Genomic DNA, 12,700 nt, shown 5'->3' on the forward strand with positions numbered 1-12,700 from the left:
GGAGGCTATCCGGTGTACGGCTTGGCGGAGAGGATTTCCACCTTGATGTCCTTGCCGTTCGGTGCCACGTAGCTCAGGGTTTCGCCTTCCTTGTGGCCAAGGATCGCGGCGCCCAGCGGCGATTTTTCGCTGAAGACGTCAAGATCGGAATCACCGGCGATCTCACGCGAGCCGAGCAGGAACGTTTCCTCGTCGCCGGCGATCCGGGCCACAACAATCATGCCGGGCTCGACGATTCCGTCGTCTGCCGGGGCCTCGCCCACGTGGGCGTCGCGGAGCAGGACCGTCAGCTGGCGGATGCGGGCCTCAATCTTGCCCTGCTCCTCCTTGGCGGCGTGGTAGCCACCGTTCTCCTTGAGGTCGCCCTCCTGCCGGGCAGCATCGATCTTCTGGACAATTTCCGCCCGGCCGGGGCCGGAAAGGTGGTCCAGCTCTGCCTTCAGGCGGTCAAAAGCTTCCCGGGTAAGCCAGGCTGCAGCTGCGCTGTTGGTGGTAGACACGGACTTCTCCTCTAATGGTCCTACAAGCAAAAGACCCCGCCACAGTGGCCACTTGTGGAACAGCAACCAGCTCAGCGGGGTGAAGGTATTGGTCCATTGTAGTCAATCCTGTGGACTTAACCCAATATGGAAGCGGTGCGCGTCACACTTACTGCCCGGCTTCGTCCGCCTTCCAGCAGTCGTCCACCACGCCGGACACGGAAAGCGACTCGGTCCGAAGGGCCACGCGCTGCGAGACCGTCCTGCCGCCGTCGGCCGTTCCTTCCGGTGCCTCCGGCGGAACGTCCACTACCTTCCAGCCCACCACCGCGTACTTGGAGTCGAGCGCCTTCACGGCGCACTTGACGGCTGTGCCCGGCTCGCGCGTCACGTGGAAGTCCACCTCCGCCACTGTGGCGTCCGGAATGCTGTACCCCACGTCCTTGAACGAGATATCGGAAAGGGAGTTGGACGTGGAGACCCAGGCCAGGAACCCGATCCCGCCGGCCAGGGCCGCCCCTGCGATGATGCGCCTGGTCCGGGGCGGCAGGACGCGCTTTTTAGCACCATAACGATTGGCTAGGCTAGTGTCTGCGGGCGCGGTTCGGGCCGGCTGGTCCGGGGAAGTCACCAGACCAGTTTAGTGCCCTTTCCGCCGGTGCCGGTCCTGCCGTCGCAGGCGGCCCGCGGCCCGTCCACACAACCGCCACACACCAGATGAATGAGGAGCCGTCCCTCCATGACAGCGTCCAGCAACTCCCCGGAACCGCTGCGGCTGCTCGCAGTCCACGCACACCCGGACGATGAATCCAGCAAGGGCGCTGCAACCATGGCCAAGTACGCTGCCGCCGGGGTGGACGTCCTCGTGGCCACTTGCACGGACGGTTCCCGCGGGGACATCCAGAACCCCGCGGTGGAAGGCGAACCCCATCCCAAGCGGGACATGGCAGGGGCGCGGCGCCTCGAAATGGAACGTGCCGCCAAAATCCTGGGCATCAGGCAGTGCTGGCTCGGCTTTGTCGACTCCGGCCTTCCGGAAGGCGATCCGCTGCCGCCGCTGCCTTCCGGCGCCTTCGCCACGCTGCCCCTGCACCGTGCCGCCGCGCCCCTGGTGAGGCTGGTGCGCCGCTTCAAACCGCACGTGATCCTCAGCTATGACGAGAACGGCGGGTACCCCCACCCCGACCACATCATGGCGCACCGGGTGGCGGTGGAAGCCTTTGACGCCGCCGGGGATCCGGAACGGTACCCCGGGACGGGGGAGCCCTGGGAGCCGAGCAAGCTGTACTACGACCGCGCCTTCAGCCCCGAGCGTTTCCGGGCGCTGCATTTCGCGCTCGAGGAAGCGGGCCTGCAGTCCCCGTACGCTGAGCGGCTCGCAGCCTGGCTGGAGTCCGACGCCGAAGGCCACACCCCGCCGCCGGCTCCCCATCCCACCACTACCCAGGTGGACTGCGGTGATTTCTTCGAGGTGCGTGACGATGCCCTCCGGGCGCACCGGACGCAGGTGGATCCGCTGGGCTTCTTCTTTGCGGTCTCGGCGGAGATGCAGCGCCGTGCCTGGCCGTGGGAGGACTACTCCCTCATCCGGTCCCGGGTTCCCTCGGAGCTTCCGGAGAAGGACCTGTTTGCAGGGCTAAGATAGTCGGGCGGGCAATTTCTATGCCGCGTAGAAGTTAGGCACGGACACTGCAGCCGCGCCGCCTGCCGCCACCCGTTCCACAGAAGGTATAACCGTGCAACATCTGCTCCTCAGCCTGGCAACCACCCCTACGCCGCTGCCTACTCCCACCCTCCGGGAAGGCATCTCGGAGGACCAGGTCACGCCGGGCCTCCTGGGCTTCATCATGACCGCCTTCTTTGTGGTGGCAACCGCGCTCCTCATCGTGGACATGGTGCGGCGCATCCGGCGCGTACGCTACCGGGCGCAGGTGGAGGAGGAGCGGCTGGCGGCCGCTGCCGCAGCGGACGTGGAGGCCGCGGACGCCCAGGACGGCCTCAACGCTCCGGGGGCGGGCAGGGCCGACGGCGACGGCAACGGGATTGCCCCCGGCCCGTCCCGGCCGCGCGACTGACTCTACAGGATCTCTTCACGGGGGTGTCTTAGCTGAGCACCGCTATGGCGATGGCTGCGAAGTGCGCTGCGAAGGCAAAGACGGTCAAGGCGTGGAACAGTTCGTGGAACCCGAAGTGGTGGTAGCTGAAGTTCGGTTTCTTTAGCGCGTAGAACACGGCTCCCGTGATGTACAGGACGCCGCCCGCGCAGATCAGCAGCGCCGCCGGGACGCTTGCCTGGAAGAACTGCGGAAGGTAGAACACTGAGCCGCAGCCCAGCGCGATGTAGATGGGGACGTACAGCCAGCGCGGCGCGTCCGTCCACAGCAGCCGGAACAGGACGCCCAGGATGGCGCAGGACCAGATGACCCACAGCAGCAGGACCGCCAGCGGCCGGGCCAGGAGGGTCCAGGCCAGCGGGGTGTAGGTGCCCGCTATGACCAGCATGATGTTGGTGTGATCCAGCCGCTTCAGGACCAGCTTCACGCCGGGGGACCAGTTGCCCCGGTGGTAGACGGCGCTGATGCCGAACAGCAGCACGCCGGTGGCGGCGTACACGGCCGAGGTGATCTTCCGGTCTGCGGTGGGGGCGATTACCACCAGCACGATTCCCGCAGCCAGGGCAAGGGGCGCCGTGACGGCGTGGATCCAGCCCCGCCACTTCGGCTTGATCATCAGGAGCTCTGCCAGGCGGACGGCGGCTTCGTCCACGGGGCTCGCCGGGGAACCTTCCGGCAAATTTCCGTCCCTCGGCTGCGGGGCGCGCGGGGCCCCGGAGGAGTCGCTGTTCATCCTCCAAGAATAACTTACGGTCCGGTAAGTTACTGGCGAGTAGTATGACGGCGGCTGGCGGCCAGGAGCCCGGCCGACCTCCCGTCCTGCCCGTACTGCCCCGGACGGTAGCCTAGGATGTGCAAGTACGTACAGCGAGGAAGTCAGGGGAGTGGACGCGTGGAGTTGCCCGGGTTCCTTTACGGCTTCTACGAGCGCCGGCTCCTGAAAGACCTGCCCCGTGACCGGATTCCCCGTCACATCGGAGTCATGGTGGACGGCAACCGGCGCTGGGCCAAACAGTTCAATGCCCCCACCAGCCAGGGCCACCAGGCAGGTGCGGACAAGATCCACGAGTTCCTCGGCTGGTGCCAGGAGCTCGGCGTCAAGGTAGTCACCCTCTACATGCTGTCTACGGACAACATGAACCGGTCCAGCGAGGAGCTGGACCTCTTGATGGGCATCATCGCCAACACGATGGACCGGCTGGACGAGGACGCCAACATCTCCGTCCACGCCATGGGTGCACCCGAACTGCTGCCCGACTACCTGGCCGAACGGCTCAACAAGCTCACGGCACGGACGCCGGTCCGGGAGAAAATCCACGTCAACGTTGCGGTGGGCTACGGGGGACGGCGCGAAATCGTGGACGCCGTCCGCGAACTGCTCCATGACGCCGTGGCCAAAGGCACCGACATCTCGCAGCTCGCGGACGAGCTCTGCGTGGATGACATCTCGCGCTTCCTCTACACCCGCGGCCAGCCCGACCCCGACCTTGTCATCCGGACCTCGGGCGAACAGAGGCTGTCCGGCTTCCTCATGTGGCAAAGCGCCTACAGCGAGTTCTACTTCTGTGAAGCCCTCTGGCCCGCCTTCCGCAAGGTCGACTTCCTGCGCGCCCTCCGCGACTACGCCGGCAGGCAGCGGCGCTTCGGAACCTGATAGCCCCGGTTCATTACGAGTTCACGCCCGCGCAATAGGAATCGCCGCGTAATGGTTGCGGAAATGGCCGGGGGTGGATTTACGTTATAACCATCAGCAGGCAAACCGCCGGCTGATCGGGGAGGCCAGTACATGGAGCGATACATCGCACCGGTTGTATGGGAGGCCGGACCCGGCCTCGTGGCCGAGCCGCCTCACCAATAACAATTCCGGGCTTGCCCCGGGGCTGGAGTCGATGTGGCTACTTCTGAACAACTGCCCGAGGTCCTTTCCGACCGGGGAGGGAAAGCTACCTCTCGCGCCACGCGAGCCACCATAATGACCGGCGCAGCAGCGGATGCTGCGGCCGGTTTTGACGTCTCCGGAGGGGAACCGCTCATCCATACGTTCGTGATCGACACGTCCGTCCTGTTGTCCGACCCACGCGCGCTGCTCCGCTTCGCCGAGCACGAGGTCATCGTCCCGGTGGTGGTCATCACCGAACTGGAAAAGAAGCGGCACGATCCTGAACTCGGCTATTTTGCCCGCAAGGCGCTCCGGCTGCTTGACGACCTTCGGGTCAAGCACGGCGGGCTCAACCAGCCAATTCCCATTGGGGACGACGGCGGCACGCTCATGGTCGAGCTGAACCACATCTCCGCAGAGGTGCTGCCGCTGGGATTCCGCAGCGGTGACAACGACAGCCGTATCCTGGCCGTGGCGATGAACCTGTCCAACGAAGGCCGGGATGTCACCGTGGTGTCGAAGGACCTGCCCATGCGGGTCAAGGCGTCCGCGATGGGGCTCAACGCGGATGAGTACCGCAACGAGCTGGTCAAGGATTCCGGCTGGACGGGTGTTGCCGAGATTGAAGCCAACGAACAGGACATCTCCACCCTGTACGGCCACGAGCCGGTCTTCATCCCTGCCGCCGCGGAGATGCCGGTGAACACCGGACTCGTCCTGCTCTCCAACCGCGGATCCGCACTGGGCCGGGTGGGCCCGGACAAGCAGGTCCGCCTGGTGAAGGGCGACCGTGACGTCTTTGGCCTGCACGGCCGTTCCGCAGAGCAGCGCCTGGCCATCGACATGCTGATGGATCCCGCCGTCGGCATCGTGTCCATTGGCGGGCGGGCCGGCACCGGAAAGTCCGCCCTGGCCCTCTGCGCCGGCCTGGAAGCAGTCCTGGAGCGGCGCGAGCACCGCAAGGTGATCGTCTTCCGTCCGCTCTACGCCGTGGGCGGCCAGGAACTTGGCTACCTGCCAGGTTCGGAGTCCGAGAAGATGAACCCCTGGGCGCAGGCGGTCTTCGACACCCTCGGTGCCCTGGTCAGCCAGGAGGTGGTGGAGGAAGTCATGGACCGCGGCATGCTCGAGGTCATGCCACTCACCCACATCCGCGGACGCTCCCTGCACGACGCCTTCGTGATTGTCGATGAGGCCCAGTCCCTCGAAAAGAACGTCCTGCTCACCGTCATGAGCCGCATTGGCCAGAACTCCAAGATCGTCCTGACCCACGACGTCGCCCAGCGCGACAACCTTCGCGTCGGGCGCCACGACGGGATCGCCGCCGTCGTCGAAACCCTGAAAGGACACCCGCTCTTCGGCCACGTTACCCTGACCCGCTCGGAAAGGTCCCCCATCGCAGCACTCGTGACGGAGCTTCTCGAAGGCTAGGTCACCGGTGGGAGGGGCCGTGGTCCGGTTCGCCGGGCCACGGCCCTTCTCCGTCGGTTAGACAAAACGCATAGGGCACCGTCCGGTCGCTGGGCGACCTCCCGGCGCCGATGCGTCGCGATGCGCTCCTACGAGAAGGACCGCCGCCCGGCTTGTGGTCAGGTCACCTTCAGGAACCTGGCCACTGGGTTGTGGCCCTCGACTCTCAAATCCCAGTCGGGGCGATTGAAGGTTTCCGGGGTGAGGCGGACGTGCTGGACCGTTTCGACCTGCGAGCCCCAGGCCATGCGGGTGGTGCCATTGAGCTCGTAGCCAAGGGAGCGGGAGACGCCCAAAGAGGCGGTGTTCCAAATGGCGGCCTCCGAGATGGCAATCTCTGCGCTGAGCCAGTCGAAGGCGTAGAGCGCGACGGCGGCCCGCATCTCCTTGCCGAAGCCACGGCCCTGCACGGACTGCTTGAGCCAGGAGCCGGTGGTGACGGTCTTAAGGGCGGCGAAGTCCTTTGCTCCCAGGTCCTGGCAGCCGATGAACTCATCCTCGTGCCAGATGCCCAGCAGAAGCGTCCACGACTCTGGTGTGCATTCGGCCCGGCAGCGCCAGTACCACCGCGCCATGTTCGGGCCCAGCTCTTCGTCCGGCAGTTCGGTCCAGGGGGTGCTGAACGGATTCCTGCCAAGCTCGTGGATGCCGCTGCGGGCGGCTGCCACTGCTGCCGGGATTTCCTGGTCAAGGACAGGGCGGAGCACCAATCGCGGAGTCCTCAGGGTCAGGCCGAAGACCGGCCAAACGTCGCTTAGGGTCGTCATCAGCGAAGCGTAGCCGATGAGCCGGGCAGGGCGCTGTCACATCAGGCCGGGATGTCCCAGCTGATGTGCCTGCGCACGTCCGTCAGGTTCATGGACTCGGCCAGGAACAGGTCGTCAAGCATGTACTCATCCACGCCGAGGATCCGGATCCAGTGGCCGTAGTTGTCCATGCCGGGTTCCAGCGACTGGCTGGCGACGCATACCCCTGTTGCCAGGTCCACCCGCACACGGCTGCGGCCGGCAAGGCACAACGGCGCGGCTGGATCGGCCGGATGATAAGCGGCGGTGGGTGCCACCACTGCCTCGAATGCAGGCCTCGCCTCGTGGGTCACCGCCCGGACGGCCTCCACGAGCACTGCGTTACTGCCCGGAAACTCAAGGGGAACAGGGAAACTGCCGGCCAGTTCGACGGGGTCAAGTGCCGCTGAAAAGCGCCCGTTGCCGAACCCCGGCTCGCCGTAGGCTGCTTCAGGCCGGCGTTTCACGTAGCCGGATCCGTCGTAGACGGGAGTAACCAGTTGTGGTGGCAGCAGCCAGGATTTGCGGGTGGAACTGACGTAGAGGCCGTCCCGTGAGTCGTTAATCCCCGTGGTGCTGTGCAGGACGAGTCCGTCCGCGCTCTCCAGCCGGAGTGCACCCGGGCGGCGCAGCCAGGCACGGACCAGGGAAGCAGCCGGCGACGGAGCATCTGCGAAGGGCTCATCCCAGTATTCGAAGCGCAGTGACTGCCATTTCCAGGGCGAGGAGCGGCACAGGTTGCGGAACGTGGCCACAGGATCCGCGGGCGGGCCGCCGCTGCCCGGGTCCGGCCGGTGCCGGGAATCCCATGTCGCCATATCCACAGTTTACGCGGGCAGGATAGGGCGGGCCGGGTAATTCAAGTAGCATCCGAGGAGTGATCGGACGACTCGGCGACCTGTGGCAGCACATCCCCGTGGCCTTCTGGCTGGTGCTCGCAGCCTGCCTGTACTTCGCTGTTATGGCGGTTCGGCTGACGGTCATCGATGTCCGGCACCACCTGCTGCCCAACCGGATCGTTTTCCCGTCCTATGCCGTGGCCGGGGTGCTGCTGCTGGCCGCGGCGCTCGCCGGTTCAGCCGCGCCTGATGAGGAAGCTTTGAGGGCGGGGCTGCTGGGCGTTCCTGCCCTGCGGGTGGTGGCCGGTGCCGCCGTCCTGTGGCTTTTCTACTTCGTGCTCCGCTTTGCCTACCCGCCGGGAATGGGGTTTGGCGACGTAAAGCTGGCGGGCGTGCTTGGCATGTACCTCGGGTATCTTGGCTGGAGCCACCTCTTCGCCGGAACGTTCCTGGCGTTCCTGCTGGGCGGCCTGTGGTCTGTCGCCCTCCTGGCAGCCCGGAGGGGGACACTGAAATCGTCTATTCCCTTCGGCCCTTTCATGCTCGCCGGAACTGCGGCCGCCATGCTGCTGCCAGCTTGACGCTGCCGCAGGAGCGGCACGTTTCGAGCCCTGTAACGAGGGAATACAGCAGGGACGCCGCAACCCCCAAGATTGCGGCGTCCCTGCCCTTAAGGACGGGCCTGTGCGGCCGCGAGCAGCTCTGCTTCCTCTCCGCCAACAGCCTCGCCCCGTGCCAATATTCCGGCGGTATCGGACAGCGGGATTTGCTTGAGCGTCCCCGTTCCGAGGTGAGGGTGCGGGCGGCTGCGGTAATGACACTCCGGGTGGCAGCGCCTAGTGCAACTTCAGTCCGCGGCCCTTTGGAGTTTTTGGGCAGATACGAGGACTTGGAGCGCCTCGAAGTCCTTGTACCTGCCCAAAAACTCTTGGGGGTTAAAGTACGACGACGGCCGGTACCTTTCGTGCGAAAGGTACCGGCCGTCGTCGTACTTTTTGGAAGGGCTGCTACGCCTTGTGGGCGGGCGACGTCATGGTGGTGACGTCCAGTGCCTTGTCCAGGTCTGCCTCGGAGACCTTGCCTTCGCCCTCGCCGACGAAGCCGAGCTTTTCGGTTGCCTGGCGGATGGTCAGGCCCTCCTGCACGGCGGTCTTGGCGATCTTGGCTGCGTTCTCGTAGCCGATGTACTTGTTCAGCGGGGTCACGATGGACGGTGAGGCCTCGGCCAGGAAGCGGGCGCGCTCCACGTTGGCGGTGATGCCGTCGATCATCTTGTCCGCCATGACGCGGCTGGTGTTCGCCAGCAGGCGGATGGACTCGAGCAGGTTGGCGGCCATGACCGGAATGCCCACGTTGAGCTCGAAGGCTCCGTTGGTGCCGGACCAGGCGATGGCCGTGTCATTGCCGATGACCTGCGCGGCCACCATGATGGAGGCTTCGCAGATGACCGGGTTGACCTTGCCGGGCATGATCGAGGAGCCAGGCTGCAGGTCCGGGATGGCGATTTCGCCGAGGCCGGTGTTGGGGCCGGAGCCCATCCAGCGCAGGTCGTTGTTGATCTTCATGAAGGAGATGGCGATATTGCGCAGCTGGCTGGAGGCCTCAATAAGTCCATCGCGGTTGGCCTGGGCCTCGAAGTGGTCGCGGGCCTCGGTAAGGGGCAGGCCGGTGTCGGTGGCCAGCAGTTCGATGACGCGCTCCGGGAAGCCGGCGGGGGTGTTGATGCCGGTGCCCACGGCGGTGCCGCCCAGCGGGACTTCGGCGACGCGGGGGAGTGCAGCGTTGACGCGCTCGATGCCGTAGCGGACCTGTGCCGCGTAACCGCCGAACTCCTGGCCCAGGGTCACCGGGGTGGCGTCCATGAGGTGGGTGCGGCCGGACTTGACGACGTCCTTGAACTCAGCGGCCTTCCGCTCCAGCGACTCTGCCAGGTAGCCGAGGGCCGGGATGAGGTCGTTGATCAGCGCGGAGGTGGCGGCGACGTGCACCGAAGTGGGGAAGACGTCGTTGGAGGACTGCGACGCGTTGACGTGGTCGTTGGGGTGGACCACCTTGTCGCTGCCAGCCGCCTTCAGGGCACGGGTGGCCAGTTCGGCGAGAACCTCGTTCGTGTTCATGTTCGAGGAGGTGCCGGAGCCGGTCTGGAAAACGTCGATCGGGAAGTCGCCGTCGTACTTGCCGGAGGCCACCTCGTCGGCTGCGTCTGCAATCGCCTTGGCCAGCTCGCCGTCGAGCACGCCCAGTTCAGCGTTGGCCTGGGCTGCGGCCTTCTTGACCCGGGCGAGCGCCTCGATGTGGGTACGTTCCAGGGTCTTGCCGGAGATGGGGAAGTTCTCCACTGCCCGCTGCGTCTGCGCGCGGTACAGTGCGTTCACGGGGACGCGGACTTCGCCCATCGTGTCATGTTCAATGCGGAACTCTTCAGTGGAAGTCATGGGGCTAGCTTATGGCGCCCGGGCGCCCCATCGAAAACCGTTAAGGGGTTCTGCGGGGCCCTTGCCGGGCCCCGCAGAAACGGGTGCTAAAGCTCGCCGATTCCCGAAACAAGGTTGGCGCGGCCTTCGGCGAGGCTGTAGGACAGGCCGATGACGGCTGTGCGGCCTCCCTCGATTGCGTCCGAAATCACACGCGAGCTGTCAACAAGGCGCTGGGAGGTCTGTTTGACGTGCTCCACCACCATGTCGTTGACCTCGGTCTCGTCATTCCGCAGCGACGTGAGGACGGACGGCGTGATGCGCTCAACAAGGTCACGGATGAACCCGGCCGGCATCTGCCCCGTCTCGACGGCGGCCTTGGTGGCGGCCACCGCCCCGCAGCTGTCATGCCCGAGGATCACGATCAGGGGCACGCCCAGAACGCCGACGCTGTACTCCAGGGAACCCAGGACGGCATCATCAATGACCTGGCCGGCGGTACGCACCACGAAGACGTCGCCGAGACCGACGTCGAAGATGATCTCGGCCGCAAGCCGGGAGTCTGAACAGCCGAAGATCACGGCGAAGGGATGCTGGTTTTCCACCAGCGAGGAACGGCGCGACGCGTCCTGGTTGGGATGCGACGTTTCGCCGCTGACGAAGCGTTCGTTTCCTTCGCGCAGCCGGCGCCAAGCAAGTGCAGGAGTCAGGTAAGTAGCCACGCGACTACGTTACGGTGCCGCCGTGGCCGATGGGGAAACTGTGACGGCGGGGTTGCTTTCCATGGCGGCAACGACGGCGGCAGCCAGTTCGGCAAATTCGTCCAGCTGGGCGGCACCGGACAGGATGACGGTGGTCCCCCGACTGTCGAGGACCAACGATTTCTCGCCCTTGCCGGTGTCCCGGATCTCCCACTCCTGGCCCCCGGCGTCCCGTGAACCGGTGATTGGCGCGTTGTCTGTCTGCTGCAGCAGCCACGTGGGATTGGCCTTATTGGTTTGCACCAGGGCGATAAAAGAATTCTTGGGCGTGAGGAAGCCCACCTCCCACGTGGGCACGCCGCTGGCGGTTCCTGCTTCCCATCGCGCGTAGTTGGGACGGAAGGCGCCGCCTGTGTCCGGTGCGGCGGGTGTGAATCCCGCCACACCGGCTGCGTTCCGCGCGGTGCCTGCAACGTCTATGTCCGGACGGTATCCGTCGCTCTTGGGCAGCGGGTTCATCAGGACAATGGGCAGGAAGGAGGCGATGCTGACCACCAGCGCGATGATCATCCCGATCACCGATGCGTTGGCGCGCTTGGCCGCAGCGGCCGGAATGACAGGCTTTACGGGGGTTGCGCCACCCTGCCCGCCCGTGGCCTGCGCACCGCCGGATCCGGCTGGTTCGGAGCTGGGGGTGGTCTTTTCCTGCATGTCATTCACCCCTCTATAGTCGCCCATGCCGGCGGGGAACTTCCATTCGGCCTTCCGCCGCCGGGCCATGGAGGCGGCCCTCGTCGTTGTGCATATTGCGCCCTGGCGTCATCCGCGGTCCCGCGGACGGCGCCGCGACTATGATCGGAAGCAGAGGAATCACCGTCCGGCCGTTCCGGCAGGCGGATTCAATGATCGCCACTCGAAGAAGAGGTTCACGTGTCAGCAGCGCCCATGACCCAGAAGTACTCCACCATCTCACCGTCGCTGGCGGTGGGCAACGACGAACCGGACCGCAACCTTGCCCTCGAGCTTGTCCGCGTGACTGAGGCGGCAGCCATCGCCGGAGGCCACTGGGTGGGCTTCGGCGACAAGAACACGGCCGACGGTGCAGCCGTGGACGCCATGCGCTCGTTCCTGCAGACTGTCCACTTCAATGGCGTCGTGGTCATCGGTGAGGGCGAGAAGGATGAAGCCCCGATGCTGTTCAACGGTGAACGCGTCGGTGACGGCACCGGTCCCGAGGTGGACGTCGCCGTCGATCCCATCGACGGTACGCGGCTGACCGCACTGGGCATCAACAACGCTTTGGCGGTTCTGGCTGTGGCGGAACGCGGCTCCATGTTCGACCCCTCCGCGGTGTTCTACATGGAGAAGCTCGTCACCGGCCCCGAGGCCGCCGACATGGTGGACCTGCGCCTGCCGGTGAAGCAGAACCTGCACCTCATCGCCAAGGCCAAGGGCGTCAAGGTCAACCAGCTCAATGTCATGATCCTGGACCGGGACCGCCACCGCCCGCTGGTGGAGGAGATCCGCGAGGCCGGTGCGCGCACCAAGTTCATCATGGACGGCGATGTAGCCGGCGCCATTGCCGCAGCCCGCTCCGGCACGGGGGTCGATGCCCTTATGGGCATCGGAGGCACCCCGGAGGGCATCGTGGCGGCCTGCGCCATCAAGTCCCTCGGCGGCGTTATCCAGGGCCGCCTCTGGCCCACCAGCGACGAGGAAAAGCAGAAGGCAATCGACGCCGGCCACGACCTCGAGCGGGTGCTCTCCACCAACGACCTCGTTTCCAGCGACAACTGCTACTTCGCTGCCACCGGCATCACCGATGGCGACCTGCTGAAGGGCGTCCGCTACTCCAAGGACAGGGTCCTCACCCAGTCCATCGTGATGCGGTCCAAGTCCGGCACGATCCGCTTCGTGGACGGCGAGCACCGTGCCGACAAGTGGGAAGGCTATGCCCGCAAGAGCTGACCGGCGGCCACAGCAGGAAAGTCCCGGAGCGCCGCACTCCGGGACTTTCGG

General features: G+C 65.7%; 14 protein-coding genes. 6 read left to right on the forward strand and 8 right to left on the reverse strand.

What is annotated here, in order from left to right; translation table 11 throughout:
- Positions 1-5 precede the first annotated feature (5 nt).
- Positions 6-500 (reverse strand): transcription elongation factor GreA, encoded by a 495-nt coding sequence (gene greA / locus ACLH0K_RS05800; protein WP_138136491.1) that lies wholly within the window; start codon positions 498-500, stop codon positions 6-8.
- A gap of 148 nt (positions 501-648) precedes the next feature.
- Positions 649-1,110, reverse strand: a complete 462-nt coding sequence (locus tag ACLH0K_RS05805; RefSeq protein WP_411375874.1) for a DUF4307 domain-containing protein — start codon at positions 1,108-1,110, stop codon at positions 649-651.
- A 108-nt stretch (positions 1,111-1,218) separates the two neighbouring features.
- Between ACLH0K_RS05805 and mca the strand changes: the two genes are divergently transcribed.
- A complete protein-coding gene (gene mca / locus ACLH0K_RS05810; RefSeq protein WP_411375875.1) occupies positions 1,219-2,124 on the forward strand; it encodes a mycothiol conjugate amidase Mca in 906 nt (301 codons plus the stop codon).
- Positions 2,125-2,215: 91 nt separating this feature from the next.
- Positions 2,216-2,554, forward strand: coding sequence for a hypothetical protein (locus ACLH0K_RS05815; protein WP_411375876.1), 339 nt, complete (start codon positions 2,216-2,218; stop codon positions 2,552-2,554).
- 28 nt (positions 2,555-2,582) lie between these two features.
- Here the strand turns inward: ACLH0K_RS05815 and trhA are convergent, their stop codons facing one another.
- Positions 2,583-3,326 (reverse strand): PAQR family membrane homeostasis protein TrhA, encoded by a 744-nt coding sequence (gene trhA, locus ACLH0K_RS05820; protein ID WP_411375877.1) that lies wholly within the window; start codon positions 3,324-3,326, stop codon positions 2,583-2,585.
- 159 nt (positions 3,327-3,485) lie between these two features.
- Between trhA and ACLH0K_RS05825 the strand changes: the two genes are divergently transcribed.
- Both ACLH0K_RS05825 and ACLH0K_RS05830 read left to right on the forward strand, forming a co-directional pair.
- The gene (locus tag ACLH0K_RS05825) at positions 3,486-4,247 is read left to right on the forward strand and encodes an isoprenyl transferase (RefSeq protein WP_411375878.1); all 762 of its coding nucleotides are present in this window, start codon (positions 3,486-3,488) and stop codon (positions 4,245-4,247) included.
- A gap of 237 nt (positions 4,248-4,484) precedes the next feature.
- A complete protein-coding gene (locus ACLH0K_RS05830; protein WP_411375879.1) occupies positions 4,485-5,903 on the forward strand; it encodes a PhoH family protein in 1,419 nt (472 codons plus the stop codon).
- 158 nt (positions 5,904-6,061) lie between these two features.
- Here the strand turns inward: ACLH0K_RS05830 and ACLH0K_RS05835 are convergent, their stop codons facing one another.
- Both ACLH0K_RS05835 and ACLH0K_RS05840 read right to left on the reverse strand, forming a co-directional pair.
- The gene (locus ACLH0K_RS05835) at positions 6,062-6,709 is read right to left on the reverse strand and encodes a GNAT family N-acetyltransferase (RefSeq protein ID WP_411375880.1); all 648 of its coding nucleotides are present in this window, start codon (positions 6,707-6,709) and stop codon (positions 6,062-6,064) included.
- Positions 6,710-6,750: 41 nt separating this feature from the next.
- Positions 6,751-7,545 (reverse strand): hypothetical protein, encoded by a 795-nt coding sequence (locus ACLH0K_RS05840; RefSeq protein ID WP_411375881.1) that lies wholly within the window; start codon positions 7,543-7,545, stop codon positions 6,751-6,753.
- Positions 7,546-7,604: 59 nt separating this feature from the next.
- Here ACLH0K_RS05840 and ACLH0K_RS05845 point away from each other — a divergent pair, with 59 nt between their 5' ends.
- Entirely contained in the window at positions 7,605-8,147 is a 543-nt protein-coding gene (locus ACLH0K_RS05845) for a prepilin peptidase (RefSeq protein ID WP_411375882.1), read from the forward strand.
- A 426-nt stretch (positions 8,148-8,573) separates the two neighbouring features.
- Here the strand turns inward: ACLH0K_RS05845 and ACLH0K_RS05850 are convergent, their stop codons facing one another.
- From ACLH0K_RS05850 to ACLH0K_RS05860, 3 genes are all read right to left on the reverse strand, one after another.
- Positions 8,574-10,001 carry a class II fumarate hydratase gene (locus ACLH0K_RS05850; protein ID WP_411375883.1) on the reverse strand — a complete coding sequence of 476 codons (1,428 nt, stop codon included), beginning with the start codon at positions 9,999-10,001 and terminating at the stop codon, positions 8,574-8,576.
- An 86-nt stretch (positions 10,002-10,087) separates the two neighbouring features.
- Positions 10,088-10,702 (reverse strand): carbonic anhydrase, encoded by a 615-nt coding sequence (locus ACLH0K_RS05855; protein WP_138136500.1) that lies wholly within the window; start codon positions 10,700-10,702, stop codon positions 10,088-10,090.
- A gap of 9 nt (positions 10,703-10,711) precedes the next feature.
- Entirely contained in the window at positions 10,712-11,392 is a 681-nt protein-coding gene (locus ACLH0K_RS05860; protein ID WP_411375884.1) for a DUF4245 domain-containing protein, read from the reverse strand.
- 234 nt (positions 11,393-11,626) lie between these two features.
- Between ACLH0K_RS05860 and glpX the strand changes: the two genes are divergently transcribed.
- On the forward strand, positions 11,627-12,649 hold the full coding sequence (glpX, locus tag ACLH0K_RS05865; protein ID WP_411376415.1) for a class II fructose-bisphosphatase: 1,023 nt from the start codon (positions 11,627-11,629) through the stop codon (positions 12,647-12,649).
- Positions 12,650-12,700 lie beyond the last annotated feature (51 nt).

Source organism: Arthrobacter sp. MPF02, from assembly GCF_046605375.1.
Classification (GTDB): Bacteria; Actinomycetota; Actinomycetes; order Actinomycetales; family Micrococcaceae; genus Arthrobacter.